The organism is Pseudomonas sp. NPDC087639, from assembly GCF_044743385.1.
Taxonomy (GTDB): domain Bacteria; phylum Pseudomonadota; class Gammaproteobacteria; order Pseudomonadales; family Pseudomonadaceae; genus Aquipseudomonas.
The window spans coordinates 39,394-65,581 of record NZ_JBIUWI010000020.1; the positions used below are offsets into that span (position 1 = coordinate 39,394).

Here is a 26,188-nt window from a genome sequence, read left to right on the forward strand (position 1 = left end):
AACACGATGCTAGTCAGGCCGCAACGCAAGCACGGGCCAAAGGCCGAAATGAACGTGGTGCCGTACATCGACGTGATGCTGGTACTGCTGGTGATTTTCATGGTCACCGCGCCAGTGCTCACGCAGGGCGTGAAGGTCGAGCTGCCGAAGATCGCCAGCGAAGCCCTGGCTACCGACACGCGCCAGCAAATCCTGACGTTGTCGATGAAAGCCGAGGGTGGTTATTACTGGAATCTGGGCGGCGAACTCGACACCCAACATCAGACCGACAGTGCCGTGGCCCTTGATGAAATGCGCGCCAAGGTCGAGCAGATCGTCGCGCAGCGTGCTGACACGCAGGTGTACATCCGCGCCGACAAGGACGCCGGTTACGGCAGTGTTGTGGCGGCCATGGCGGCGTTGCAACAGGGTGGTGTCACTAACCTCGGGCTGGTGACCGAGGCCCCGCAATGACGGCGATGATCATGCACAGTCCTGCAACGATTTCAGCGCCGATGCCGCGCAACCCTTTCTGGCAACACAGCCTCGCGGCGACGCTGGCGGTGGCCTTGCACGTCGTGGTGCTGGTGCTGCTGATCAACGCCTGGTCGCCGCCGATCCCGCAGGTTCCGCCACCTCGGGTGCTGACCACGCAATTAGTGATGGTGGCACCGCCCGTCGCGCAACCTCCCGCGCCTGAACCGACGCCTGCACCGGTCATAGAGCCGGTCGCGGCGGCGCCGGTCGAACCCGTCAAGCCAAAGGTCGAGCCAGCACCGCAAACGCAAAAAATCGAACAAGCGGCCTTGGCGCGCAAGCGAGTGGAAGAGCGCAAACGCGAGCAACTGGCCGAGCAACAACGCGAGCAAGCGCGCAAGCGTGAAGACGACGCCGCCCGACAACGTCTGGCGCAGCAACAGGCTGCGCAGCAACAGGCCGCCCAGGCTCAACAGCAGGCGCAGCAGGCCGAACGTGCGCGCCAGCAAGCGCTGGCCGACAGCCGCCAATACCTGCCGCTGAGCAAAGAAGCGCCGGAATATCCGGAGCGGGCACTGGATAAAAACATCGAAGGTGATTGCTCCGTGGAATACACGGTCAACCCGCAAGGCCGGGTCGAAAACCCCAAGGTGCTGGACGGCTGCCATCCATTGTTTATTCGCCCATCGATGGCCGCGGCGCAAACCTTCCGTTATCAGCCGCGGATCATCGACGGCGTCGCCGTGTCAGTGCCGGCGGTGCGCAATACCTTTCACTATCGGATCAAGTGAGCGTGTTCAATCAGCACGAATATAGGCCACGAGGCGCACAAGGTATGATGTCGCGGTTTTCCGCCGGAGGTCGCTCGCCATGCCACGCATCACCCACTACAAAACCCCATGCCCCGAAGGCGTCAACAGCCAGATTCTGCAGATGGTCGTCGACTACCTGACCGACATCAGCGCCGTGGGCCTTGGCCCGAGCAATCTGCTGTACAACGTCTATCAGTACGCGGTCGGCTATGAGGTGCATCTGTATCTGGAAGCGTTGAATGGCGAGAAGGGTACTGATGTGGAATTGCTGGTTGCCACCGATGACGACGACCCGGAGCAAGTCGTCGGTTTCCTTTTGTACCTGCCGGTGCAGGGCGATTGGGAGGCGTGCAGCGTCGCTTACATGGCCGTGCGCGAAGGGCATCGGCGTCAGGGCGTGGCGCGGGCAATGATCAGTGAAATGGTCGGGCGTTATCCCCACGCCGAACTGGCCTGCACTGTCGGCAAAGTCCCGTATTTCGAGGCACTGGGCTTTGAGGTGATCGGCCAGCGCGAGACGCAAGTGCTGATGAGTACGCGGCATTACCGCAGCAACGGCTTGCATGGGTTCATCGACACCATGCCGATCTACCGTTCGCTGGAGGTGCAGCAGATCCACACCTATCTGCTACAGAAAAACGGCAAGCGCGCCATGCTCGATGCCGAGAAGCAGCGCGACAGGCATCTCGATCAAACCACCCGTCACACCGAGGAATTTGTCCGCCAACGGCTGACCGTTCACTGATCAGCCATAGGCATCCCGAAAGCCCTTGTTGCGAGTCCGGCAGCAGGGGCTTTTTTGTGGCCGCAGTGTTCAGGCAAGTTTCACGTTCATGGTGATCCGCGCCGTGAACACGTGTTTGCCCTCGGTATCGTGAATGTCCACGGTGACGATCTTGTCGCCTTCGCTCTGCCAATCGACGCCGTCGCCAGTGGCCACGGCCGTCACATCGGTTTTCGCCTTGGCCAGGTATTCCACGGTCATGCCCTTGGGAATCCAGCGGGCGCCGGCTGGGATCGAGACGTCAGTCATCATCCCGGCCGCGAGTTCCGCCGCATTGCACATGGCGATCGCATGCACGGTGCCCAAATGATTGGTGATCTCGCGGCGAAACGGCACTTGCACTGTCGCGGCATTCGCGCGCAACTCGGTCACCAGCGGGTTGATGCTGCTGAAGTACGGTGCAACCTGGCAGGCCATCTGGCTGAAGGCCTGAGGGCCTGCGCTATTGAACATGCTGAGAAACTGGCTCATGGAGAAACCTCAATGGAAGCGTTTTACGGAATTATGTTCCGTTACAGAATATCGTTCTGTAACGGAACGGTATTCTGTCTGTGGGAAATCTGTCAACCTAGGCGCGTTTTTGCCATAGGCACGGCGTGCCTTTTCAACTCCATATTTCAGGCTTGAGCCGCATGGACACCGCAGATTTACTTGAACGCAGCTACCCGGGCCGCCGGGCCGAACTCAAGCGCGATATTTTTCGCAAGGCCCTGAGCCTGTTCAACGAGCAGGGCATCGAAGCCACCACCATCGACATGATCCGCGCCGAATGCGATACCAGCGTCGGTGCGATCTACCACCATTTCGGCAACAAGGAAGGCCTGGTGGCGGCGCTGTTCTTTACCGCCCTTGAAGATCAGGCGCGCCTGCGTGACGCCTATCTGGACGCGGCAAACACCACGGAAGAAGGCGTGCAGGCGCTGGTGTTCAGCTATGTCGATTGGGTCGAGCGCCAACCGGAATGGGCGCGGTTTCAGTATCACGCGCGGTTTGCCGTGACCAAGGGCCCGTTCAAGGCAGAATTGGCCGAGCGCAACAAGACGCGCAATGTGCGTCTGCGTGAGTGGCTGGCCGAGTCCGGGCGCGCCGCTGAACTCAAGGCGCTGCCTGCCGAACTGTTGCCGTCGCTGATCATCGGCCAGGCCGACAGTTATTGCCGAGCCTGGTTGGCAGGAAGGGTGAAGGGCAGTCCAACGGCGTATCGCGAGTTGCTGGCGCAAGCGGCGTGGCAGTCTATTCGCAGTGACAACGAACCTTAGCGCTGATTTACGCAGACAAAAAAAGAGCCGCAAAGCTCTTTGATGGGGAGGAAGTGGAGCCCGTAAGGCTCAAGCGCCGGGGGGCTCAAGTAGCAATAGTCGCGCGGGCGGCCGCTCTTTCAACCAGCGCAATGATCGTTGCGAAAAGCTCGTCGCTGGCTTCTTCGGCGCTGATTTCGCGGTTGGCTGCCGCATGGGAAAGCGCTTCGGCGGCGCCGAGCATCGCCCGCAGTCCCGCTTGGGTGATCTGCCCGCCATTGGCAAAAGGCGCAAGGACGCTCCGACACTTTTCAAGGAAGATCGCCTCGTACTCACGCTTGATCTTCTCAAGTTCCGGAGTGCTGGCCAGCGCGGCAATCACCCCGGGAATTTCGTTGCCTTGCAGCAATACGCAATCGACATACGCACTTGCGATCACTGACGCGGTGCCGACCAACGACGGCTCGCAGTTAGCAATAGCGGCATCCATCACCACGGTCTGACGGGCATCGAAATCCCGGTACAGCGCCGCCAGCAATCCTGCACGCGTGACGAAGTGGTCGTAGACCACCGGCTTGGTCACGCCAGCCTTCTCGGCCAAGTAACCGAGGGTCAGGGCATCGGTGCCTTCGACTCGGATGATCTGCCAGGCAACGTCGAGCAACTGGCGCAGGCGGTCTTCACGGGACAGACGCCGGCGCGGTTGGGCGGGGGAATTCTCTTCGGACATTTCGTGGGTTGACATCGCTATATACCAAACGTAACTTACTTTCCGTAACTTACCAAGAGTATATAAGCCTTGGTCTGTCTTCACCAACAGGAGATTTCCCATGCACGCATTGATTGTTATCGCGCATCACGATCCTCGCTCATTGACTCATGGCGTGGCGGCGCAGATCGCCGAAGGCCTGACACTGGCTGATCCAGCCAACACCTTCGAATTCGCCGACCTATACGCTGAAGGCTTCGAACCCCGCTTCGGCGCTTCGGATTTTGCCGTGCATCACCGCGAGGCTCAGCCGCCTGCAGATGTGCTGGCCGAACAGACACGCATTGATCGCGCCGACACATTGGTGCTGGTGTACCCGGTGTATTGGTGGTCGATGCCGGCGCTGCTCAAGGGCTGGATCGACCGGGTTTTCAGCAATGGCTGGGCGTTTGATTTCGGCGGCGACCTCAGCCATGTGAAGCTGCTTCAGCGCATGCGCGTGCATCTGGTCCAACTCGCCGGGGCGGATGCGCGCACCTATGAGCGTCATGGCTATGGCGCGGCGATGAAGGCGCAGATCGAACACGGGATTTTCGATTACTGCGGGGCGACGGTGCTGACTTCGACGTTGCTGCCGGAGTCGGAGTTGCGTGATCCCGGGCAGCAACTGAATGTCGCCCGAGAACTCGGCACCCAAATGGCCAAGTAACCTCTGTAAAAGCTGCCGAAGGCTCGGGCCTGCGGCAGCTTTTACAGGGGATATTGTTGTGTCAGTGAGTGCGTTGGAAAACCAGGGCCTTCAGGCCGCTTTCGGGATCTATGTCAGGAAATTCCGGCGGGTTCTCCAACCGCTGCTCGAAGCGCAGACTCGGCGCTTCCTGCGTCACGCCATCAATCAAGAAGTCTGAACCGAACGCCGGATCATTCATGCACGCCAGCACCACACCGTCAGCGGTCAGCAGTTCCGGCAAACGGCGCAGCACGCGCTGGTAATCCTTGGTCAGCAGAAAACTGCCTTTCTGGAACGACGGCGGGTCGATGATCACCAGGTCATACGGGCCGCTGTTGATCACCTTGCCCCAGGACTTGAACAGGTCGTGGCCAAGGAAGCTGACTTTGCTCAGGTCATGCCCGTTCAACCGATGATTGTCGCGTCCACGGCTCAACGCTGCGCGCGACATGTCCAGGTTGACCACATGGCTGGCGCCCCCCTCGATAGCCGCCACGGAAAAACCGCAGGTGTAGGCAAACAGGTTCAGCACGCGCTTGCCGTCTGCCTGTTCGCGCACCCAATTGCGCCCGTAACGCATGTCGAGAAACAGCCCGGCGTTCTGCTTGCGACCGAGATCGACGCGGTATTGCAAGCCGCCTTCGACGACGGTCATTTCGTCGATCTCTTCACCGACCAGCCATTGTGCGGTGCTCTGCGGCAGGTAACGGTGCTGAATCAACAAGGTATGCGCGCCGGCCTGTTGCCACTCATTCGAACCACTGATGTCCAGCAGCAAGCGCTTGAGGTCTTCAAGCTGTTCAGGCGCCGGCTCCTTGAACAACGACACCAGCACCACGCCTTGCAGCCAGTCCACGGTCAACTGCTCCAGCCCCGGCCAGCAACGTCCGCGACCGTGGAACAGGCGGCGGGTCTCGCTCGGTGCCGCCGCGAGCGCGGGCAGCAAATGGGCGTGGAGGGTGGCGAGGGCTTCAGGGTTCATCGGTCACGGTCGGCAAGCAAAAGGGCGGGCATTTTAACCACAATTACGCCCTCGCGAACGCCTGTCGCCAATGGACAAAAACGACTATTCGGAAAACACCTGTATCAAAAATGAATTTCTGCAGAACCCGCCGCTCATACCAGATAAGCAGCGGATTCAAGCCGCTAAATCGTTAATGCAATTCAGGGAGTGCAGTTCCATGTGCCCAACACCGACGGCGGACACGCACCTTCCTGACGGATTGATTCTGGTGGTTGAGGATGATCCGTTGATTCTGGAGTTTCTCTGCGAAATTCTTCAGGAGGAAGGTTTCAGGGTTGCGCCGCAGACCAGTGCTGACGCCGCATCACAATATTTGGAGGAGCATGCGCCGGAAGTGGCGTTGCTGCTGACCGATATCACCATGCCCGGCACCCTCAATGGTGCGGATCTGGCCAATCTGGTTGGCGACCGCTGGCCGGACAAACCGGTGATGGTCATGTCCGGCTATGAAACGCCGGAGACGTCCGGGGTCAAGTACCCCGTGGCGTTTATCAAAAAGCCCTGGGCCATCGGTCAATTGCTCGACTGCGTGGTAGGTGCGCTGAAGTCCAAGGCGCCGCTTCTGCACTGAAGCACTGGGTTCGTCGGTCAGGCAGATGCTACATTGCCCGGCCAACCTGACTGCCATTGCCAGAGGATGCGACCCTTTGTCTGCTCACGATTGTGTTTTTGACCGCGCGTTCGGCGCGTTCCTGTTCGACATGGACGGCACCGTCCTCAATTCCATCGCCGCCGCCGAGCGGATCTGGTCAGCCTGGGCCGTGCGGCATGGCGTGGACGTCGAATCGTTTTTGCCGACCATTCATGGCGCGCGGGCCATCGACACCATCAATCGCCTGAACTTGCCGGGAGTGAATGCCGAAGAACAAGCGGCGTTCATCACCGAGGCGGAAATCGGCGACGTTGAAGGCATTGTCGAGATTCCCGGTGCGGCAGCGTTTCTCAAGCGCCTGCCCAACGAGCGCTGGGCCATGGTCACTTCGGCGCCGCGGGATCTGGCCTTGCGGCGGATGGCAGCGGCGGGCATTCCCGAGCCTGCGGTGATGATCACTGCCGAGGATGTGAAGGCCGGCAAACCCGATCCGTCCGGTTATATTCTGGCCGCCAAACGCCTGGGACTTGAGCCGCGCGACTGCCTGATTTTCGAAGACGCTACTGTCGGCATCCAGGCCGCCGAAGCCGCCGGCGCGCCGCTGATGATCATCACCACGACGCACCAGCATCCACTCGAAACGTCGCATGCGACATTGGCCAGTTACGAGGCGATCTGCGTCAAAGTCGACAGTGCCGGTCAGCTTCACCTGCACAAGGCCTGACACACCACGATTGCTGTGGGGTAGATCGTGACCGACGATCAGGCCCCACGGCGCCCGCGCCAACTCGGGCTATCCTAGGCTCAGCCTTTTTGTGCCTGCGGAGCCTCATGATGATCAACCTGGCCACTGCCCACCTGTTCGCTGATTACAAATCCTGGGCCAATCAACGCCTGTTCGACAGCCTCCAAGCACTGCCTCCTGAGGAAATCACCAAGGAGCGCAAAACGATCTTCAAGAACCTGATCGGCACCTTGAACCACATCTACGTGGTTGACCGCATCTGGCAGGCGCACCTTGAGGGGCGAGACCATGGCTTTCAGTCTTCCCATGATCTGGTGCACGCCGATCTCGGCGAATTGCGCCAGGCCCAGCAGGACGTCGATCGCTGGTATAGCACCTGGAGCCAGCAACAGACCGAGGCTTCACTCAATCGCGAGATCGATTTCAAGTTCGTCTCCGGCGACGGCGGCAGCATGAACGCCGGGGCGATTTTCCTGCATGTGATCAACCACAACAGCTATCACCGTGGCTGGGTGATCCAGATGTATTTCGAGATTCCGCAGATGCCGCCGATGACCGATCTGCCGGTGTATCTGCGCGAGGTCGACCCGAATTTCAAAGCGTTCAGTGCGCCTCCAGCGGCAGCGGAGCCGACATGTGATGGGCAATCAGCGAGCGCAACCAACGTTCCGCAGGGTCGTTGTCGTTAACACCGTTCCAGACCATCGACAGCTCCGAGGGGACGATGTCGAACGGCGGGTCGTCGGCACGCAAACCCTTGCTGCCTTCAACCAGTGCACACGCCGCAAAGTCCGGCACGGTGGCGAGCATGTCGGTGCCGGCGAGAATCGCCCGTAACCCGGCGAATTGCGGCACCGCCAGCACCACGCGACGGCTGCGATTGACCCGCGCCAGATCGTTGTCGATGGCCCCGCCCAGGTCCCCGGAAAACGACACCAGCGCATGCGGGCGCTCGCAGTAATCGTCGAGGGTCAGCGCACCGGGACGGTCGTCGGCACGGAGGATCTTGCAGCGTAAATCGCGCAGCTTTTTCCGCTTGGCGTTGGCCGGCAGTTCGGTGGTGTAACTGACGCCCACGGAGATTTCCCCGGTGGCGAGCATTGACGACATCAACAGAAAATTCACCCGGCGGATCACCACCACCACGTTCGGTGCTTCTTCGCGCAGCTGTTTGAGCAGCGGCGGCAGCAGGCCGAATTCCGCGTCGTCGGACAGACCGATGCGAAACACGTCACGGCTGGCCAGCGGGTCGAAATCCTTGGCGCGGCTGACGGCACCCGAGATGGTGTCCATCGCCGGTTGCAGCTCCTTGAGGATCGCCAGCGCCCGTTGCGTGGGTTCGAGGGTGCGGCCGTTGCGCACCAGCAGCGGATCGTCGAACAGATCGCGCAGACGGGCGAGGGAAGCGCTGACCGCCGGTTGGCCGAGGAACAGTTTTTCCCCGGCGCGGGTCAGGTTCTTTTCGAACATCAGCGTTTCGAAAATCACCAACAGGTTCATGTCGACGCGGCGCAGGTCGTTACGGTTCATGCCCAAAGCCTCCGATGTGCGGATTCTTCAGTGTAGTGAAACCAGTCATTCCTGAAGTCAGGGGGCGGTGCCTGTCAGCACTTTGCGAAACGTCTCCACCAACGGCCGCAAATTGATCCGGTGCCACGCCGCCCACAGCGGAGTAGTAAACGCCAGCCACGGCACCTCGCGCAGCACCACCCCCGGTGGGGCGTTATGGCTCAAACCCTTCTGGATCATGGCAATCCCCAACCCCGACGCCACCAGCCCCAGCGCGGTAAACGGCTCGGTCGCCTGCATCCGCACATCCGGGGTAAAGCCTGCACGGATGCACGCGCTGACGAACTCATCGCTCGCATCCTGCCTTGGCTGCACGCCGATCCATTCCTGATCGGCCAGATCCTCTGGACTCAATGAGACCTTGCCAGCTAACGGATGCTGTTCCGGCAACGCCAACAGCATCGGATCATCGAGTACCTGAAATCCGAGCAGATCCGGATCGTCATCGGTCGGCGGCTCACTCACCAAGGCAATATCGAGACTACGCTGTCGCAAGCCTTCCAGTTGCTCGGCGGAACTGAGGTTGTACAGCGCGACATGTACGTTCGGCCGTTCCACCCGCAGCACGCGAAGGGCATTGGGCAGGACGCCGGCGTGCATGGCGTTTTCGATGTAGCCGATGCACAACCCGCCTTCTTCGCCCCGGCCCAGTCGCTTGCCGAGGGATTCCAGGCGATTGGCGTGGGTCAGCAGGGCGCGGGTTTCAGCGAGGAAGGTCTGGCCATCGCGGGTCAGACGAATGCGTTGCTGGCTGCGCTCGAACAGCGTCAGGCCCAGGCGCTCTTCGAGCTGGGCGATCTGCCGGCTCAGCGGTGACTGGGAAATATGCAACCGCTCGGCAGCACGGCCGACGTGCTCTTCCTCGGCGACGGCGACGAAGTAGCGCAATTGGCGAATGTCGATCATGTCAGACCTCTAGGGACTCAAGTACTGCGCATTATGTCTTGGACGGTCTCGGTGTCGCAATCTAGGATCTGCTCAACGGTCACGCAGACCACGCAACGAATGAGGACAATCCAATGAGCTTGAAAGACAAACTGCCCGGCCAACTGGGCTTCGGCACCGCCCCACTGGGCAACATGTTCCGCGCCATCCCCGAAGCAGAAGCGCAGGCCACCGTGCATGCCGCGTGGGATGCCGGTGTGCGCTACTTCGACACCGCGCCGTTCTACGGCTCGGGTTTGTCGGAGATCCGCCTCGGTGAAGCACTGAAACAATACAAGCGCGACGACTATGTGCTGAGCAGCAAGGTCGGCCGGGTGATTCTCGATGAAGTCGAAGACGCCGCTGCCCGCGATCTGGGCGAGAAGAGCGGGGTGTTCGAACACGGTCGCCCGAACAAGATCGTCAACGACTACAGCGCCGACGCAACCCTGCGTTCAATCGAGGACAGCCTCAAACGCCTGCAAACCGACCGTCTCGACATCGTCTGGGTGCACGACATTGCTCAGGACTTCTACGGCGATCAATGGCTGGAATATTTCAATCAGGCCCGCACCGGCGCGTTCAAAGTGCTGACCCGTTTGCGTGAAGAAGGCGTGATCAAGGGCTGGGGCCTGGGCGTGAACAAGGTCGAGCCGTGCGAGTTGACGCTGGATCTGACCGAGGCGCAGCCGGACGGTTTCCTGCTCGCGGGGCGCTACACGCTGCTCGACCACGAACGTCCATTGCAACGCCTGATGGAGGCGGCGCTGGCGCAAAACGTTGAGATTGTCGTTGGCGGCCCTTACAGCTCAGGAATCCTGGCCGGCGGTGCGCACTTCGAATACCAGAAGGCCAACCCTGAAATCGTCGCCCGGGTTGAACAGATCAAACGCATCGCTGCGGCTTACAACGTCGATGTGAAAGCCGCTGCCCTGCAATTTTCGCTGGCTCATCCAGCGGTTGCAGCGGTGATTCCCGGTGCGAGCAAACCGGGTCGCATCGCCGAAGACGTGGCCGCACTGTCGGCGACCATTCCTGCTGGTTTCTGGCAGGCCATGCGTGACGCGCAACTGGTGTCCGAACGTGCACCATTGCCAATCGATGAGGTGAAAGCATGAAGATTGATCTGAGTGGAAAACTCGCCATTGTCAGCGGCAGCACCGCTGGTATCGGTTTGGGCATCAGCCAGTCGCTGGCTGAATCCGGCGCTACGGTGGTAGTGATCGGCCGCGACACGGCCAAGGTCGAGCAGGCACTGGCGAGCATTCGTCAGAAGGTGCCTGGCGCCCAGTTGCGCGGTTTGACGGCGGATCTGGGCACCGCCGAAGGCGCGGAGAAACTCTTCGCCGCAGAACCGAAAGCCGACATTCTGGTGAATAACCTCGGCATCTTTAATGACGTCGACTTCTTCGACGCGCCGGACAGCGAGTGGGCGCGCTTCTATGAGGTCAACGTGATTTCCGGTGTGCGTCTGTCGCGGCATTATGTGCCGGCGATGGTCGAGCAGGGCTGGGGCCGGGTGATTTTCCTGTCTTCGGAATCCGGGGTGGCGACGCCGGCCGACATGATCAATTATGGCGTGACCAAAAGCGCCAATCTGGCGGTGTCCCATGGCTTGGCCAAACGTCTGGCTGGCACTGGCGTGACGGTCAATGCGATTCTGCCGGGGCCGACCTTCACCGATGGCCTGGAGGAGATGCTCAAGGACGCCGCTGCCGAGTCCGGTCGCAACCTGCGCGATGAGGCCGATGCCTTTGTGCGCAAGGCGCGTCCGACCTCGATCATCCAGCGCGTGGCCGATGTCGAAGAGGTCGCACATCTGGTGACCTACATCGCTTCACCGCTGTCCTCGGCCACGACCGGCGCCGCTTTGCGGGTCGACGGTGGTGTGGTCGACAGCCTGACAATCTGAATTCCTTACGAGAGACGTTTTTATGGCAACTGCATCCGCAACCATCGATATCCCGGCTTCGGCCGATCAGGTCTGGCAATTGATCGGCGGCTTCAACACGCTGCCGGACTGGCTGCCGTTCATTCCCAACAGCGAACTCAGCGACGGCGGGCGTGTACGCACCCTGCAAACCGCCGATGGTGCCGTGGTGATTGAACGTCTGCAAACGTTCGACAACGCCGCCAGGACCTACAGCTATTCGATTGAACAGGCACCGTTCCCGGCCACCGACTACCTGGCGACGATCAAGGTTGAAGCCCAAGGGCAGGGGGCACGGGTCACGTGGTCGGGGCGTTTCACCGCCAAAGGCGTGAGCGATGAGGAAGTGGTGGCGTTGTTCAGCGGCATCTACCAGGGCGGTCTAGAGGCACTGCGGGCCAATTACCCGGCCTGAAGAACGCCACAATCCAATGTAGGAGCGAGCCTGCTCGCGATGGCGCATGGTCAGTCGATATCTTCTTTGACTGATACACCGTTATCGCGAGCAGGCTCACTCCTACAGGGATTGCATTCCAAGGAGCGGTCAGGTGTTGGCGATCAGGCTCTGCCGACAATCCAGCACCAGTTTCGCCCCACCCAAGTCACTGCTGCGCACTTCCAGGCTGAAGCCGTGCAAGCTGACAATCGCCGCGACAATCGACAATCCCAGGCCAAAACCACCTTGCGGCTGCCCGCCCTCGGCACGATAGAAACGCTGGAATACGGCCTCGCGTTCGGCTTCGGGAATCCCCGGGCCTGAGTCGTGTACTTCAATCCGCGTGTGCCCGGCATCATTCACTCCACGCAAAATCACCGTGCCGCCGGCGGGCGTGAATTTGATCGAGTTGCTCAGCAGATTCGCCAAGGCCTCGAACAACAACGCCCGATCACCATTGAGCGGCGGCAAGGTCTCCGGCATGTTCAGTTCGAAGCGCAGCTCGCCTTCCTCGGCCAGCGGCAGGTAAAACTCGTGAAGTTCTTCGAGCAGCAACACGGGGTCCAGTTCGACAAACCCTGAACGGCGCTGACGATCCTCCAGCTCGGAAATCCGCAACAAACCCCGAAACCGCGCCATCAGCGTATCCGCCTCGGCCAGCACCAGATCCAGTTGCGCGGCTTCCTGCGAACCTTCACCGGCCTGTTGCTGCATGCGATATAACTGCGCGCGCAAGCGAGTCAGCGGGGTACGCAGATCATGGGCGATGTTGTCGCAGACGCCTTTGACCTCATTCATCAGGCGCTCGATGCGCTCCAGCATCGCGTTGACGATGGCGGCGAGCATGTCCAGTTCATCGCGGCGGTTGGATAGCGGCAAACGCTGGGTCAGGTCGCCGGCCACAATGGCTTGCGCTCTGTCCTGAATCGCACGAATGCGCCGCAACGGGCGGCGCCGCAGCAGATGCCAACCGGCGATCCCCGGAAGAATGGTCAGCGACACGCCCCAGAACAACGCATGCAAAATGATCCGCGTCACGGCGAACAGCGAGCCGTTATCGCGCAGCAGCACCAGCCAGCGACCATCGCGGGTTTGCGTCGCGACGGCATCGCAGCTGTCGGCGGGCAGGGTCGGATCATCGGAGTCGGCGCATTCGGAAAGCATGTGGATCTTGCCGTCCAGCGGCAGGCCTTCCGGCAGTTGTTGCAAGGCGCCGCCGAGGTAGCGGTCCTCAGCGTCGAACAGACCGTAAGCGTCGATGCCGCGAATATCGAAGGTCATGCTCGCGGCGAGCGCTTCATCGAGTTGCTGGCCGCGAAAGTGCGAAAACAGGTGCTGACGTTGCATCAGCGAATGTTTGGCGAGGTTGTCGAGGTAGCCGGAAACCTCGTAGTACATGACCCCCATGAGGATCGCGCTCCACGCCACGAACAGCGAACTGTACAGCGCCAGCAAGCGGCTGCTGGAGGAGCGCCAGCCGTCAGACGGGTTCGGCAATGACATAACCCGAGCCCCGTACCGTGCGGATCAGCGGAACGTTGCCCGCCGCGTCTATCTTCTTGCGCAAACGGCCGATGTGCACGTCGATCAGGTTGGTGCCGGGGTCGAAGTGATAACCCCAGACTTCTTCGAAAATCATCATCCGCGACAGAATCTGTCCGCTGTTGCGCATCAGGAATTCCAGCAATTTGTATTCGGTCGGCAGCAGCGTCAGCACCTGCTCGGCGCGGCGTGCTTCGTGGCTGATCAGATCCAGCTCAAGATCCGCCACCCGCAACGTCGTCGCTTGAGTGGCGCCGCTGTTCTGCCGGCGCAGCAACACTTCGACCCGCGCGGCCATCTCGTCGGTGGCAAAGGGTTTGGTCAGGTAATCGTCGCCACCGGCACGCAAGCCGCGCACGCGCTCGTCGACATCGGAGAGGGCGCTGATCATCAGGATCGGCGTCGCCACGCCCATGGTGCGCAGGGTGGTGACGATGGCCAGACCATCGAGCTCCGGCAACATGCGGTCGAGGGTAATCAGGTCGTAGTTGCCGCTCACGGCACGGTCGAGGCCTTCGCGGCCATTGTCGACCCAATCCACGTCGAGGCCGTGGCTGCTGAGTTCGGCGACGATTTCCCGGGCGGTCACGGCGTCGTCTTCGATGGTCAATATGCGAGTCATAGGGCAGGCCTTGATCGGTTCAAACGGAATGGCAGCATTTTGCCAAGAATTTTCCGCGACGCTTTAAATTAACTTTCATCTTCGGGCTATGGCACACGCAAATGTCGACGCCTGCTGCAATCGATGCCAATGCATAAAACCCGCTGAAATCGGCTGCACTTTGCAAATTGCAACGTCCTAAGAAGTTCATCTTTTATAACTGGTTGAAATTTAATGACTTATTAATTCTTGGCGACTGGCACGGTCACTGCAATTCATGTTTCGACGAGTTGTAACACCATTTTTCATGCCTGGAGCACTACAACAATGAATAGATCCTCTGATGGGTTTTATCCTGCCTACGAAGGAGAGTCGAGCAACGTCTCAGGCGTGTCCTGGGGGGCGATCTTCGCCGGTGCGGCGGCGGCTGCAGCACTGTCGATGATTTTGGTGCTGCTCGGCTTCGGTTTGGGATTCTCTGCGGTTTCACCATGGGCCGGTGAGGGCATCAGCGCCAAGGGCTTGGGTATTACGACGATTGTCTGGCTGGCGGCGACGCAAATCATTGCTTCCGGTCTGGGTGGCTATATTGCCGGTCGCCTGCGAGTGAAATGGGCGAACATGCACGGTGACGAAGTGTATTTCCGCGACACCGCTCATGGGTTCCTGGCGTGGTGCGTGGCCACACTGGTGACCGCGATTCTGGTGGTCGGTTCGGTCAGCAGCGTGATCAGCGGTGGCGTTCAGGCCGGTGCCAGTGTGGTCGGTGGTGCAGCAAGCGCTGTGACCCAGGCAGCCGGTTCCGCAGCGGCGAACACTGACAGCAACCAGTACGGTTATTACATCGATAACCTGTTTCGCGATGACCGTCCGGCGTCTGTCAGTGATGACGCCGCCCATGGTGCAGTAGCGCGAATCTTTACCCAAAGCCTGGCCAACGGTCAGCTCAGCGCCGAAGACCGCACCTACCTCGCGCAACTGGTAGCGCAACGTACCAACCTGAGTCAGGCGGACGCTGAGCGTCGTGTCGACGAAGTGTATGCCCGCACCCAGAAAGCCATCGCCGACGCCAAGCTGAAAGCCCAACAAGCTGCCGACACCGCCGCCAAAGTCGCAGCCTTGACCTCGCTGTGGATGTTCATCGCGCTGCTGGCCGGTGCCTTCTTCGCCAGTCTCGCGGCAACCTACGGCGGTCGTCGTCGGGATGCGGTCGAGTACGTTGAAGTCGATACCTACACCACTACCACCACTGTGCCTCCAGTCCGTTAAAAAGGGAGAATCACCATGCGCTCATTACTGCTGTTTTTCCTCGGCATACCGATCCCGATCATTATTCTGATCGCCCTGTTCGTGCACTGATTGCTCTATTGGGGCTTTTGCCTCGGCCGCTACCACCCTCGGGTGGTAGCGGCTTTTTGCTTTCTGCGGGGCCAGCGGCGAGAATCGCCGGCGGCAACGGGTCGGCCGTTGCTCGCACGTTTAAGGATGAATGAGTTGAACAAGCGGGAAATCAAGCGGCAACTAATCGAGATGCTCGACGCCGGCCGGTCCAAGACTGAAACCTTCAACGCGCTGTCCGGTGGCAAGGTCAAGGATCGAGTGTTGGCGGCGTGGATCGGGGGGCGCCCGGACCCGACCCTTAGAAAACGACATTCAGGCAAAGTGACCTTCCTGGTGGTGCTGACGGGCATTCTGGGGCTGATCGGTATGCTGGCTGGATTTGTTCAAATCAACGATGGTGGCATCGCTATGGCTTTGGCCATGATGCTGATTATCGGCGTCATTCCGCTGTTGTTTGCGTGGGGCTTCTACAAGGGGATCGCGGTGGTTTACACGATCTATGTCACTTTCACGATCAGCCAGGTTCCGCGCATGTTTGTAGGCTACAGCGAAGAGCCGGTGTCGACTGTGCTCGGCGTGGTTTTCACGCTGGCTATGATGTTCTACGCCGCCTGGGTCAAATCGCTGCTGTTCCCGGATCTCGCCTTGATTGGCGCGAAAAAGATCAAAGGCCAGTTCGTTTTCTCCAACTGATCGTTTAACAATCCGGCTGTTTCACTGGCCTGGATCAATATTTCCGTTAGCGCTATCACCTAACGTAAATGTTCCAGGCCTTTGCTGAGGTATGAACTACAGTGCTTCTCGCGCACCTTGTTGCGCTGACGAAGTACCCGCGTCGACGCTCCAATCACAGTCATAAACGCGTCGACGAGGTGTAGTGCAGCAAGGAGCTGACACAACCTCAACTGAATCTTCACGGATGAACACCGCAATGCACTGCCTAGAACGAACCTTCGATATCCAGCCCTTGGCGCAGGCGGATATGACCGTCCACATCAACGGCCAACCGGTCACCGCCGCCATCGGCGAAACCGTCCTCAGCGTTATTCAATCCCTCGGTGTGCGCCAGATTGCACGCAACGATCATGACCAGATCAGCGGCGCCTACTGCGGCATGGGCGTTTGCCAGTGCTGCCTGGTGAAAATCAACGGCCGCCACAAGCGTCGCGCCTGCCAGACCGTCGTGCGTGACGGCATGCAGATTGAAACCCAGGTCAACCGCGTCGTCGCGCAGGAGGTTGTATGAATCTGCAACCGGTCATCGTCGGCGGTGGACCGGCGGGGATGGCGGCGGCCATCGAACTGGCGCGCCACGGCGTACGTTGTACGCTGCTGGAAGAAGCCTCGCGACTCGGCGGCGTGGTCTATCGCGGGCCGTTGCGCGACGGCGTGCAGCTGGATTATCTGGGGCCGCGTTACTCCGAAGCATTGGGCAAACTGCACGGCGAATTCCAGGAACAATCCGGGCTGATCGACGTGCACCTCAATCATCGCGTGGTCGGCGCCGAAGGCACCCGTGCGCTGGTGGTGCTGGACGGCGACGAGCAACTGCACGAGATCGAGTATCCGCAATTGCTGCTGGCTGCCGGTTGCCACGAACGCAGCGTGCCGTTTCCCGGCTGGACCTTGCCGGGGGTGATTCTGCTTGGCGGCCTGCAACTGCAAATCAAGAGTGGCGTGGTCAAGCCGCAAGGGCCGGTGATCATTGCCGGCACCGGGCCGTTACTGCCGCTGGTGGCGACACAACTGCATGCTTCAGGCGTCAAAGTCGCGGGCGTGTATGAGGCCTGCGCGTTCGGCAAGATCGCCCGCGAAAGCCTGGCGCTGCTGAACAAGCCGCAACTGTTCCTCGATGGCTTGAGCATGCTCGCCTACCTGAAACTGCACGGCATCGCGATGAACTACGGCTGGGGCGTGGTCGAAGCCCACGGTGAGGGCGAACTGAAAAGCGTCAGCGTCGCGCCGTACTCGGCCACCTGGGAGCCGGACCTGTCCCGCGTCGAACGCTTTGAAGCGAAGACGCTAGCGGTCGGTTACGGCTTCATTCCGCGCACGCAACTCAGTCAGCAGATGGGCCTGGATCACGGCTTCAGCGATGACGGCTATCTGCGCGCCAATTCGAACATCTGGCAGCAAAGCAACGAGCCGCATGTGCATCTTGCCGGTGACATGGGCGGGATTCGCGGTGGTGAAGCGGCGATGCTCGCGGGCAAGATCGCGGCGACGTCGATCCTGCTGCAACGTGGTGTGCTTGAAGAGGAGCTGGCGCGGGTACGCCGCGACCGGTATCTGGGCAAACTGAAAGCCATCGTGCGTTTCCGCGCGGCAGTCGATCGCTACACCGAACGCGGCGTCGGCCAGACTGCATTGCCGGCCGCCGACACGGTGATCTGCCGTTGCGAACACGCGACCCGCGCCGATATCGACCGGGCGCTGGAGCAAGGCGTGCAAGACATCGCCAGCCTGAAAATGCGTACCCGCGTGAGCATGGGCGATTGCCAGGGTCGCATGTGCGTCGGCTATTGCAGCGACCGTTTGCGCCAGGCCACCGGGCGCAAAGATGTCGGTTGGCTGCGCCCGCGCTTCCCGATTGATCCGATCCCTTTTTCCGCGTTCCAGAATGTCGGCACGGAGGCCGCTTCCCATGAGTAAGTTCTACGACGTGATCATCGCCGGCGGCGGTGTGATCGGGGCGTCCTGCGCCTATCAATTGTCCAAACGCAAAGAGCTCAAGGTTGCACTGATCGACGCCAAGCGCCCGGGCAACGCGACCCGTGCGTCGGCCGGTGGGTTATGGGCGATCGGCGAGTCGGTAGGGCTTGGCTGTGGGGTGATTTTCTTTCGCATGATGTCGGCTAACCGCAAGCGTGAAACCCAAGGCGCGGCGGTGGCGGTGGACGCCAGCACACCGCACATTCTGCCGGAGTCGTTTTTCGATTTCGCCTTGCAATCCAACGCGCTGTACCCGGCGCTGCACCGTGAGTTGAAAGACAACCACGGCATGGATTTCAAGTTCGAAAAGACCGGGCTGAAATTCGTGATTTATGACGACGAGGATCGGCTCTACGCCGAGCACATCGTCGGCTGCATTCCGCATCTGGCCGATCAGGTGCGCTGGCTCGATCAAGCCGCGCTGCGCGAAGCCGAACCGAGCGTCAGCCATGAAGCACGCGGGGCGCTGGAGTTTCTCTGCGATCACCAGGTCAGCCCGTTCCGCCTCGCCGATGCCTACATGGAAGGGGCGCGGCAGAATGGCGTCGACATCTTCGTCAACACCAACGTCACCGGCGTGTTGCACCACGGCACGCGTGTGACCGGCGTACAGACCACCGAGGAGGGCGTGTTCCACTGCAAGACGCTGATCAACGCCGGTGGTGCCTGGGCGGCGGATTTGAGCGAGTGGGCCACCGGCATTCGCATTCCGGTGAAGCCGGTGAAAGGCCAGATTCTGCTGACCGAGCGCATGCCGAAAATCCTCAACGGCTGCCTGACCACCAGCGATTGTTACGTGGCGCAAAAGGACAATGGCGAGATCCTGATTGGCAGCACCACCGAAGACAAAGGTTTCGACGTCACCACCACCTACCCGGAAATCGCCGGGCTGGTGCAGGGCGCGGTGCGTTGTCTGCCGGAGCTCAAAGACGTCAACCTGAAACGCACCTGGGCCGGGTTGCGTCCGGGCTCGCCGGATGAGTTGCCGATCCTCGGGCCGATGCGTGGGGTGGAGGGGTATCTGAATGCCTGCGGGCACTTCCGCACCGGGATTCTGACCTCGGCGATTACCGGCGTGTTGCTGGACAAACTGGTCAACGACGAGCCGCTGCCGCTGGACATCACGCCGTTTCTGGCGGATCGGTTTGAGACTGCCCCGGTCAAGCAGGAACTCGAACTGGAAATGGCCTGACCTGAGTCCACCACCATTCCCTGTGGGAGCGAGCCTGCTCGCGAAGGCAATCTGTCAGTTGTCGAAGTGTTGGCTGACACAGCACTTTCGCGAGCAGGCTCGCTCCCACATTGGGATTTGAGTAAGACTCAGGCCTTGCGCGATTCCTCTTCCAACTGATCCGACTCAAACAACCGCGCCAGTTCCGCCCGGGCTTCCTGGGCGGTTTGCAGGACTTTGGCGGCGTCATCGTAGACCGCGTGTTGTGCCTCCAGCACCTGTTCGTCGTGGTGTTTGAAGCGCTTGATCCGCGCATCGGCCTGCGCCTGGGTCAGGCCGAGGCCGACCAGCGTGCGCCGGCTCATTTCCAGACTGGAGTAATAAGTCTCACGAATCGCTTCAGCGCCGACATCCACCAAGCGGTGAACGTGCTGACGGTTACGTGCCCGGGCGATGATTTTCATGTGCGGGTAAAGCTTGCGGACAATCTCGGCGGTCTTGATGTTGGTCTCCGGATCATCCGTGGCAATCACAAAATATTCCGCCTCGCCGACCTTGGCCGCATTGAGGATTTCCGGGCGCATCGGGTCGCCGTAGAACACCGGCACACCGCCGAAGCTGCGCGACAGTTCGATGGTTTCCACCGAGGTGTCCAGTGCCACGAACTTGATGTTCTGCGCGCGCAGAATACGCGCAACGATCTGGCCCATCCGCCCCATGCCAGCGATCACCACGCGCGGGGCGTCGGTGTCGATCTCGCGGAATTTCTCCGGTACTTCCACCGGTTGCACCTTGGGGCTGACCAGTCGCGCGCAGATCAACAGCAACAATGGCGTCACCGCCATCGAGAGAGTGATGGTCAGCACCAGCAAGTCGTACAAGCGCGGTTCGAACAGACCCTGATCGCGACCGATCTTGAACACCACAAAGGCAAACTCACCGCCCGCTGCCAACACGATGCCGAGGCGTATGGCGCTGATCTTGTTCAGCCCGCCAGCCAGACGCCCCACCAAAAACAACAGCGGCAGCTTCAAGCCAATCAACAGCAGCGTCAGCCCGAGCACGGTGATCGGCGCACTGAGCAACAGACCGAGATTGGCGCCCATGCCGACGCTGATGAAAAACAGCCCGAGCAGCAGGCCTTTGAACGGTTCGATCTGCGCTTCCAGTTCATGGCGATACTCTGAATCCGCCAGCAGCAAACCGGCCAGAAACGCCCCCAGCGCCATCGACACACCGACCAGATCCATCAACCACGCCGTGCCGATCACCACCAGCAACGCCGTGGCGGTCGACACTTCCGGCAAGCCGGTTTTCGCCACCACGCGGAACACCGGACGCAACAGATAGCGCCCGCCGACCACCACCACGGCAATGCCGCCGAGCACCTGCAAACTGTGACGCACATCGTCAGCGGTGCTGGTGTGGTGATCGACACCCGCGAGCATCGGCACCAGCGCGATCAACGGGATCGCGGCGATGTCCTGGAACAGCAGAATCGCGAAGGCCAGACGTCCGTGGGGGCTGGTCAGTTCCTTGCGTTCGGCCAGGCTTTGCAGGCCGAATGCGGTGGACGACAGCGCCAGACCGAGGCCCAGCACAATCGCACTGTTCAGCGGCTGCCCGAAGACCGACAACGCCAGCACGCCGATCACCGAGGCGGTCAGCAGCACCTGTGCCAGACCCACGCCAAACACCGATTTGCGCATCACCCACAACCGTCGCGGCGACAGCTCAAGGCCGATGATGAACAGCAGCAACACCACGCCCAACTCAGAGATATGCGCCACGCTCTGCGGATTGCCGATCAGGCCCAGCACCGACGGGCCGATGATGACCCCGGCAAACAGATAACCGAGCACAGCGCCCAGTTGCAGACGTTTGGCCAAGGGCACGGTGAGCACTGCGGCGAACAGAAACACGACAGCGGCTTGTAACAGATTGCCTTCATGGGGCATTGATTGACTCCTGACAGCGGTACGGCGGGGGTGACAAGGATAAGGGCGATCTTCATCGAGCCTGTAATAAATTGCATCAATTGGTTACATTTATAGCCTCAGCGAATCAATCTTTCGAGTCTCCGCCATGGCCATCAACTTCGACCTCAACGATCTGCAAGCCTTTCGCGCGGTGGTCGAGCAGGGCAGTTTCCGCAAGGCCGCCGACACCGTGCGCCTGTCGCAGCCAGCACTGAGCCGACGCATCGAGAAACTCGAAGACGCCCTCGGTGTGAAGCTGTTCGAACGCACCACGCGCAAGGTCAGCCTGACCCAGGCCGGACGGGGATTCATGCCGAGTGTCGAGCGCTTGCTGGATGATCTCGACGTGGCGTTGCTCGGTATCAGCGAAGTGGCTTCGACCCGCTTGGGTCACGTCACGGTCGCCTGCGTACCCTCGGCGGCGTATTACTTCATGCCGCGCGTGGTCGCCCATTACCACCGGCAATTCCCGCGGATCAAAGTCAAAGTGCTCGACTCCAGCGCTCACGATGTACTGAGCGCCGTGGTCAATGGCGAGGCGGATTTCGGTTTGAGTTTTTTGGGCACACAGGATGCCAAAGTCGACTTCGAGCCGCTTGTGCAGGAGTGCTACGTCGTCGCGTGCCGCCGTGATCATCCGTTGGCCGGGCGTAGCAGCGTGACGTGGGACGAGTTTTATCAGCAGGATTACATCTCGCTGGACAAGACTTCGGGCAATCGTTTTTTGCTCGATCAGGCGCTGAGCAGCGTGGTGCCGCAGCGCCAGAGCATCTGCGAAACCCGGCATGTGACGACGATGATTGGTCTGGTGGAGGCGGGGTTGGGTGTGGCAGCTGTGCCGCTGATGGCGCTGCCGGGGCCGGATCATCCGATCCTGACGCGCGTGCCGCTGACCGATCCGCAAGTGATGCGCAGTGTCGGCATCATCAAGCGCCGGGGTCGCACATTGACCCCGGCGGCATTGGAGCTGGAGCGGCTGGTGGTGGAAATGAAAGTCCAGCCGCCAACGATCAGCGCTTGACCGAATCCAGCCCGGTAGCCTGCACGTCAGCCTGGGCGGCGGGTGCGGCGAGGTAGGCGAGCAACGCTTTGGCTTCGGCTGGATGCTGCGCGCCGACCGGAATCCCGGCAGCGAAGCGCGTCACTGACTGCACCGATTCCGGAATCTTCGAGACAAAACTCACCCCCGGCACCGGCAACAATTCGCTGACCTGTTGGAAGCCCAATTGATAATCACCGGTGGCGACCACCGAACCCACCGGGATTTTCGCGATCATCTTGGCCTTCGGCTTGAGTTGATCTTCGATCCCGAGTTTCTTGAACAACTGCTCCTCGATGTACACGCCGCTGGCGCTGTCGGAGTAGGCCACCGACTGCGCGTCGAGCAGGGTTTTCTTCAAGGCTTCGACGTTGCTGATGTCTGGCTTCGGCGTGCCTTCGCGCACCACCAGGCCGATCCGCGAATCGGCTAGCTCAACCCGCGAAGCCGGATCGACTTTGCCTTGCTTGATCAGATCGTCGAGGGCGTAGCCGACCATGATCACCACGTCTGCGTGTTCACCGCGTGCGAGACGATTGGGGATCGCCTCCGGTGCCTTGCCCATCGATGGGCCGAGCTGGGTGTCGAGCGTATTGCCCGTCGCGGCGGCGAATTTCGGCCCGAGGATTTTATAGGCAGCAGTGAAGCCGCCCGAGGTCATCACCCGCACCTCTTCGGCGTGCGCCAAAGCGCTGAAAGCCAAAAGGGCGAGGGCGGTGAGGTTGAATAGTTTTTTCATGTTGAAGGCTCCTTATGCTGCAACGGGTTGCAGACGGCCGCCCGCGCGGCGATAGAGGTACAGCGTGGCGAGCAACGCACACAGCGCACCGATGCTCATCCAGTAACCCGGCGCGGCTTTGTCGCCGGTGTACTGGATCAGGAAAGTCGACATTGCTGGCGTGAACCCGCCGAAAATCGCCGTGGCCAGGCTGTAGGCCAGCGAGAAACCCGCGACCCGGACTTCCACCGGCATGATCTCGGTGAGCGCCGGAATCATCGCGCCGTTGTACAGGCCGTAGATAAACGACAGCCACAGCAACGACAGCAACATGTGGCTGAAGCTCGGCGCCTGCACCAGGTAGGACAGCGCCGGGTAAGTCGTGGCCAGCGCCAGCAGCGACATGGCGATCAGCACCGGACGACGGCCGATGCGGTCGGACAACATGCCGCCAATCGGCAACCAGAAGAAGTTCGATACACCGACCAACAGGGTCACCAGCAACGCATCGGACGTGCTCAGGTGCAGCACGGTTTTGCCGAAGGTCGGCGCATACACGGTGATCAGGTAGAACGCCGTGGTGGTCAGCGCGACCATCAACATCCCGCCGAGCACCACGCCCCAGTTTTGACCCAACGTGCGGAACACTTCTTTCATGCTCGGGCGATGTTTACGCGCTGCAAACTCTTCGGTTTCCGCCAGATTCCGGCGCAGGAAAAAAATGAACGGCACAATCATGCAACCGACGAAAAACGGAATGCGCCAGCCCCAATCGGCAACCACCTCTGGCGCCATCCACGCATTCAGCGCGTAGCCCAACGCGGCGGCAACGATGATCGCCACTTGTTGGCTGGCCGACTGCCAAGCAGTGAAAAAGCCTTTGCGACCGGGCGTGGCGATCTCGGAGAGGTAAACCGAAACGCCGCCCAGTTCTGCACCGGCCGAGAAGCCTTGCAGCAAGCGCCCGATCAACACCAACGCCGGGGCGAACAAACCAATGGTTTCGTATCCGGGCACCAGCACGATCAATATCGTGCCGCTGGCCATGATCGACAGGGTGACGATCAAACCCTTGCGTCGACCGACGTCATCGATGTACGCACCCAGCACGATGGCCCCCAGCGGACGCATCAAAAAGCCTGCGCCGAACACTGCAAAAGTCATCATCAGGGAGGCGAATTCACTGCTCGCCGGAAAGAACACCGCCGCGATCTGCGTGGCGTAGAAACCGAACAGAAAGAAGTCGAACTGTTCGAGGAAGTTGCCCGAGGTCACCCGGAAAATGGCGCCGGCCCGCGAGCCGCCGTGTGGGATTGAGGCTGTCATAGAAAAGTACTCCACCGCTTTTATGACGTGCGCTACGGGAGGGCGGCGCACGGTTTTTATTGAGGCTGATGGTGGCGCAGGTGTAACAATATGTTAATTGCATTGTTGGCATGGATTGATGCCAAAAACGGATCAATCCCTTCAGGCAATTGATAAACCTGTGGGAGCCAGCCTGCCCGCGATGGCGGCGTGGCTGACGACGGCTATCTTCTGATCCACACGCGCAAAAACAAGGAATGTTTCCAGATCTCAGTAGTCGGAGTTCAGGTATCAGCCATCTCAAGAGGTTCACCGATGAACAGCAAAACCCTAATCGCCAGCCTGGCCCTCGTCGCCGGCATTGCCGGGATCAGCCCCCTTGTTCAAGCGGCGCAAACCTCAAGCGAACCCGCCGTGCAATCCCCGGTCAGCGACCGTGAATTGAAGGTCAATGACCGTGCCCCCGACGTTTATCAGCGCAGCGAGAAAGCGTTGAAAAACTGGAAGCAGAAAGGCTTGAAAGCACCGGTCGAACAGGCGCAGTGGGTGCAAATCAACGACAAGTACGTGATGGTGATGATCACCAACGGGACGATTGTCGAGATGCAACCGGTCGAGCGTTAAGTCCGCGATTCAAAAGCCTTGCGCCTTTAAATGCGCAGGGCTTTGCCCTCCCAACCGATACTGATTATTCCCACTGCGCTTGGCCTCATACATTGCCAGATCGGCGATGTGCAAAAGCCTGTCCATGGTCGACGCATGATCGGGAAACACCGCGACGCCCAGACTGGTTCCGATGTGGCGCTGGTCGTTGCCGATGCTGATCGGTGGGGACAGTTCGATGAAGATTTTCTGACAGATACTGCGGGCTTCATCCTGCAGGTCAAGGCCCGGCGTCAGTCCTTGCAGTACCACCACGAATTCGTCGCCGCCGATACGCGCGACGGTGTCGGTCGCGCGCAGGATGCGTTGCAGGCGTGTGGCGGTGGTGATCAATACGCGGTCGCCAGCGGCGTGACCGTAGCGGTCGTTGATGTTTTTGAACCCGTTGAGATCGACAAACACCAGCGCCACCCGAGTGCTGCTCTGGCGCGCCTGATCCAGCGCTTCCGACAGCCGCTCCTCCAGCACCAGACGATTGGGCAGGCCGGTCAACGGATCGAAATGGGCTAGATGCTGGAGGTAACTGGCGGAGGCTTTTTCTTCAGTGATGTCGCGCACTACGCCCATCATTTTGATCACTGCGTCGTGGTCGTTTTTCACCACATTGCCGGTTTCCCTTAGCCAGCGAATCGTGCCGTCGCGCCAGACCACGCGGTACTCCTCGTCGTGATTTTCCCCGGTTTCCAGGCAGCGCAATTCACCAGCGCGAACCCTGACGCGGTCGTCCGGGTGTACGCAGGAACAGAACAATGCATAGGACGGAGTGATTTCGCCGATCTTGAAGCCAAACATGCCGTAGATCGCGTCCGACCAATACAACCGATCGGTGTCGACCTCCCAGTCCCAGGTGCCGATGCGCGCAAAATACTGGCTGCGCTTGAAGCGCTCGACGTCGCCGTCCTGATGAATGTTCTGGCCATCGGCGGCGCGGGTCAGCAGCTCACGGTACTCGTCGAGCTGCTTGCACAAACCGCGCTCGCGCCAGATTAGCAGGACGATGACGGCAAGCATCACCGTGCCGATTGCAAGACTTATCCAGAGTTGGGTCATTCGGGAGCTGCCGGCATGGCGAAGCGATCCGTGAAGTAATGGCGGTTGGCTATCTTAATGGTTCTGATACGGGTTCGGATACAGCGCCTATCTTCGTAAATGGGTTGCGAACTACCGG

Annotated in this window: 29 protein-coding genes; 18 read left to right on the top strand and 11 right to left on the bottom strand. The window is 60.4% G+C overall.

All coding sequences use genetic code 11. From position 1 onward, the window contains the following. Positions 1 to 6 precede the first annotated feature (6 nt). The 3 genes from tolR (at position 7) to ACIOVB_RS11100 (ending at position 2,013) form a co-directional block, all read left to right on the top strand. A complete protein-coding gene (tolR, locus tag ACIOVB_RS11090; RefSeq protein ID WP_401267557.1) occupies positions 7 to 453 on the top strand; it encodes a protein TolR in 447 nt (148 codons plus the stop codon). Next, entirely contained in the window at positions 450 to 1,247 is a 798-nt protein-coding gene (locus ACIOVB_RS11095) for an energy transducer TonB (RefSeq protein ID WP_401267560.1), read from the top strand. Before tolR ends, ACIOVB_RS11095 begins: the two co-directional genes overlap by 4 nt. A gap of 79 nt (positions 1,248 to 1,326) precedes the next feature. Beyond that, on the top strand, positions 1,327 to 2,013 hold the full coding sequence (locus ACIOVB_RS11100; RefSeq protein WP_401267562.1) for a GNAT family N-acetyltransferase: 687 nt from the start codon (positions 1,327 to 1,329) through the stop codon (positions 2,011 to 2,013). Positions 2,014 to 2,082: 69 nt separating this feature from the next. Here the strand turns inward: ACIOVB_RS11100 and ACIOVB_RS11105 are convergent, their stop codons facing one another. Then, positions 2,083 to 2,523 carry a hotdog fold domain-containing protein gene (locus ACIOVB_RS11105; RefSeq protein WP_401267565.1) on the bottom strand — a complete coding sequence of 147 codons (441 nt, stop codon included), beginning with the start codon at positions 2,521 to 2,523 and terminating at the stop codon, positions 2,083 to 2,085. A 161-nt stretch (positions 2,524 to 2,684) separates the two neighbouring features. Between ACIOVB_RS11105 and ACIOVB_RS11110 the strand changes: the two genes are divergently transcribed. Next, positions 2,685 to 3,311 carry a TetR/AcrR family transcriptional regulator gene (locus ACIOVB_RS11110; protein WP_401267567.1) on the top strand — a complete coding sequence of 209 codons (627 nt, stop codon included), beginning with the start codon at positions 2,685 to 2,687 and terminating at the stop codon, positions 3,309 to 3,311. An 85-nt stretch (positions 3,312 to 3,396) separates the two neighbouring features. On the opposite strand, the gene ACIOVB_RS11115 is transcribed toward ACIOVB_RS11110, so the two are convergent. Next, positions 3,397 to 4,035 (bottom strand): TetR/AcrR family transcriptional regulator, encoded by a 639-nt coding sequence (locus tag ACIOVB_RS11115; RefSeq protein ID WP_401267569.1) that lies wholly within the window; start codon positions 4,033 to 4,035, stop codon positions 3,397 to 3,399. 85 nt (positions 4,036 to 4,120) lie between these two features. On the opposite strand from ACIOVB_RS11115, the gene ACIOVB_RS11120 reads away from it, so the two are divergent. After that, on the top strand, positions 4,121 to 4,708 hold the full coding sequence (locus ACIOVB_RS11120) for an NAD(P)H-dependent oxidoreductase (protein WP_401267572.1): 588 nt from the start codon (positions 4,121 to 4,123) through the stop codon (positions 4,706 to 4,708). Positions 4,709 to 4,769: 61 nt separating this feature from the next. Here ACIOVB_RS11120 and ACIOVB_RS11125 read toward each other — a convergent pair whose 3' ends face one another. Beyond that, a complete protein-coding gene (locus tag ACIOVB_RS11125; RefSeq protein WP_401267574.1) occupies positions 4,770 to 5,711 on the bottom strand; it encodes a class I SAM-dependent methyltransferase in 942 nt (313 codons plus the stop codon). A gap of 199 nt (positions 5,712 to 5,910) precedes the next feature. Between ACIOVB_RS11125 and ACIOVB_RS11130 the strand changes: the two genes are divergently transcribed. From ACIOVB_RS11130 to ACIOVB_RS11140, 3 genes are all read left to right on the top strand, one after another. Then, on the top strand, positions 5,911 to 6,324 hold the full coding sequence (locus ACIOVB_RS11130; protein ID WP_401267657.1) for a response regulator: 414 nt from the start codon (positions 5,911 to 5,913) through the stop codon (positions 6,322 to 6,324). Positions 6,325 to 6,400: 76 nt separating this feature from the next. Next, the gene (locus ACIOVB_RS11135) at positions 6,401 to 7,069 is read left to right on the top strand and encodes an HAD family hydrolase (protein WP_401267576.1); all 669 of its coding nucleotides are present in this window, start codon (positions 6,401 to 6,403) and stop codon (positions 7,067 to 7,069) included. A gap of 110 nt (positions 7,070 to 7,179) precedes the next feature. Beyond that, the gene (locus ACIOVB_RS11140; RefSeq protein ID WP_187678491.1) at positions 7,180 to 7,779 is read left to right on the top strand and encodes a DinB family protein; all 600 of its coding nucleotides are present in this window, start codon (positions 7,180 to 7,182) and stop codon (positions 7,777 to 7,779) included. Here the strand turns inward: ACIOVB_RS11140 and ACIOVB_RS11145 are convergent. Together ACIOVB_RS11145 and ACIOVB_RS11150 are read right to left on the bottom strand one after the other, a co-directional pair. Continuing rightward, positions 7,694 to 8,620, bottom strand: a complete 927-nt coding sequence (locus ACIOVB_RS11145; protein ID WP_401267579.1) for a LysR substrate-binding domain-containing protein — start codon at positions 8,618 to 8,620, stop codon at positions 7,694 to 7,696. The genes ACIOVB_RS11140 and ACIOVB_RS11145 overlap by 86 nt on opposite strands. Positions 8,621 to 8,677: 57 nt before the next feature. Continuing rightward, entirely contained in the window at positions 8,678 to 9,565 is an 888-nt protein-coding gene (locus ACIOVB_RS11150; RefSeq protein WP_401267582.1) for a LysR substrate-binding domain-containing protein, read from the bottom strand. Between the two features lie 113 nt (positions 9,566 to 9,678). Here ACIOVB_RS11150 and ACIOVB_RS11155 point away from each other — a divergent pair, with 113 nt between their 5' ends. From ACIOVB_RS11155 to ACIOVB_RS11165, 3 genes are read left to right on the top strand one after another with little or no spacing between them, the layout of a single operon-like run. Next, positions 9,679 to 10,701, top strand: coding sequence for an aldo/keto reductase (locus tag ACIOVB_RS11155; RefSeq protein ID WP_401267584.1), 1,023 nt, complete (start codon positions 9,679 to 9,681; stop codon positions 10,699 to 10,701). Beyond that, positions 10,698 to 11,495, top strand: a complete 798-nt coding sequence (locus ACIOVB_RS11160) for an SDR family NAD(P)-dependent oxidoreductase (protein ID WP_401267587.1) — start codon at positions 10,698 to 10,700, stop codon at positions 11,493 to 11,495. Before ACIOVB_RS11155 ends, ACIOVB_RS11160 begins: the two co-directional genes overlap by 4 nt. Before the next feature lie 22 nt (positions 11,496 to 11,517). Continuing rightward, positions 11,518 to 11,928, top strand: a complete 411-nt coding sequence (locus ACIOVB_RS11165; RefSeq protein WP_401267590.1) for an SRPBCC family protein — start codon at positions 11,518 to 11,520, stop codon at positions 11,926 to 11,928. A 129-nt stretch (positions 11,929 to 12,057) separates the two neighbouring features. Here ACIOVB_RS11165 and ACIOVB_RS11170 read toward each other — a convergent pair whose 3' ends face one another. Beyond that, positions 12,058 to 13,452, bottom strand: a complete 1,395-nt coding sequence (locus ACIOVB_RS11170; RefSeq protein ID WP_401267593.1) for a sensor histidine kinase — start codon at positions 13,450 to 13,452, stop codon at positions 12,058 to 12,060. Further along, complete coding sequence (locus ACIOVB_RS11175; RefSeq protein WP_187678398.1) at positions 13,430 to 14,113, bottom strand: response regulator transcription factor; 684 nt, start codon at positions 14,111 to 14,113, stop codon at positions 13,430 to 13,432. Before ACIOVB_RS11175 ends, ACIOVB_RS11170 begins: the two co-directional genes overlap by 23 nt. 306 nt (positions 14,114 to 14,419) lie before the next feature. Here ACIOVB_RS11175 and ACIOVB_RS11180 point away from each other — a divergent pair, with 306 nt between their 5' ends. From ACIOVB_RS11180 to hcnC, 5 genes are all read left to right on the top strand, one after another. Continuing rightward, the gene (locus tag ACIOVB_RS11180) at positions 14,420 to 15,361 is read left to right on the top strand and encodes a hypothetical protein (protein WP_401267595.1); all 942 of its coding nucleotides are present in this window, start codon (positions 14,420 to 14,422) and stop codon (positions 15,359 to 15,361) included. Positions 15,362 to 15,586: 225 nt separating this feature from the next. Continuing rightward, positions 15,587 to 16,126 carry a hypothetical protein gene (locus ACIOVB_RS11185; protein WP_401267596.1) on the top strand — a complete coding sequence of 180 codons (540 nt, stop codon included), beginning with the start codon at positions 15,587 to 15,589 and terminating at the stop codon, positions 16,124 to 16,126. Positions 16,127 to 16,364: 238 nt separating this feature from the next. Continuing rightward, positions 16,365 to 16,679, top strand: a complete 315-nt coding sequence (locus ACIOVB_RS11190) for a (2Fe-2S)-binding protein (RefSeq protein ID WP_401267598.1) — start codon at positions 16,365 to 16,367, stop codon at positions 16,677 to 16,679. After that, the gene (gene hcnB / locus ACIOVB_RS11195; RefSeq protein WP_401267600.1) at positions 16,676 to 18,085 is read left to right on the top strand and encodes a cyanide-forming glycine dehydrogenase subunit HcnB; all 1,410 of its coding nucleotides are present in this window, start codon (positions 16,676 to 16,678) and stop codon (positions 18,083 to 18,085) included. Before ACIOVB_RS11190 ends, hcnB begins: the two co-directional genes overlap by 4 nt. Continuing rightward, positions 18,078 to 19,337, top strand: coding sequence for a cyanide-forming glycine dehydrogenase subunit HcnC (gene hcnC, locus ACIOVB_RS11200; protein WP_401267603.1), 1,260 nt, complete (start codon positions 18,078 to 18,080; stop codon positions 19,335 to 19,337). Before hcnB ends, hcnC begins: the two co-directional genes overlap by 8 nt. Positions 19,338 to 19,465: 128 nt before the next feature. On the opposite strand, the gene ACIOVB_RS11205 is transcribed toward hcnC, so the two are convergent. Then, positions 19,466 to 21,274: a monovalent cation:proton antiporter-2 (CPA2) family protein gene (locus tag ACIOVB_RS11205; RefSeq protein WP_187678393.1), complete on the bottom strand. Its 1,809-nt coding sequence runs from the start codon at positions 21,272 to 21,274 to the stop codon at positions 19,466 to 19,468. Between the two features lie 127 nt (positions 21,275 to 21,401). Here ACIOVB_RS11205 and ACIOVB_RS11210 point away from each other — a divergent pair, with 127 nt between their 5' ends. After that, positions 21,402 to 22,316, top strand: a complete 915-nt coding sequence (locus ACIOVB_RS11210) for a LysR family transcriptional regulator (protein ID WP_187678392.1) — start codon at positions 21,402 to 21,404, stop codon at positions 22,314 to 22,316. Here the strand turns inward: ACIOVB_RS11210 and ACIOVB_RS11215 are convergent. Both ACIOVB_RS11215 and ACIOVB_RS11220 read right to left on the bottom strand, forming a co-directional pair. Then, positions 22,306 to 23,073 (bottom strand): substrate-binding domain-containing protein, encoded by a 768-nt coding sequence (locus ACIOVB_RS11215; RefSeq protein ID WP_401267607.1) that lies wholly within the window; start codon positions 23,071 to 23,073, stop codon positions 22,306 to 22,308. The genes ACIOVB_RS11210 and ACIOVB_RS11215 overlap by 11 nt on opposite strands. A 12-nt stretch (positions 23,074 to 23,085) precedes the next feature. Further along, a complete protein-coding gene (locus ACIOVB_RS11220; RefSeq protein ID WP_401267609.1) occupies positions 23,086 to 24,378 on the bottom strand; it encodes an MFS transporter in 1,293 nt (430 codons plus the stop codon). 294 nt (positions 24,379 to 24,672) lie between these two features. Between ACIOVB_RS11220 and ACIOVB_RS11225 the strand changes: the two genes are divergently transcribed. Then, positions 24,673 to 24,981, top strand: coding sequence for an RcnB family protein (locus ACIOVB_RS11225; protein WP_187678389.1), 309 nt, complete (start codon positions 24,673 to 24,675; stop codon positions 24,979 to 24,981). A gap of 9 nt (positions 24,982 to 24,990) precedes the next feature. On the opposite strand, the gene ACIOVB_RS11230 is transcribed toward ACIOVB_RS11225, so the two are convergent. Then, positions 24,991 to 26,070, bottom strand: coding sequence for a diguanylate cyclase domain-containing protein (locus ACIOVB_RS11230; RefSeq protein WP_401267612.1), 1,080 nt, complete (start codon positions 26,068 to 26,070; stop codon positions 24,991 to 24,993). Positions 26,071 to 26,188: the final 118 nt, after the last annotated feature.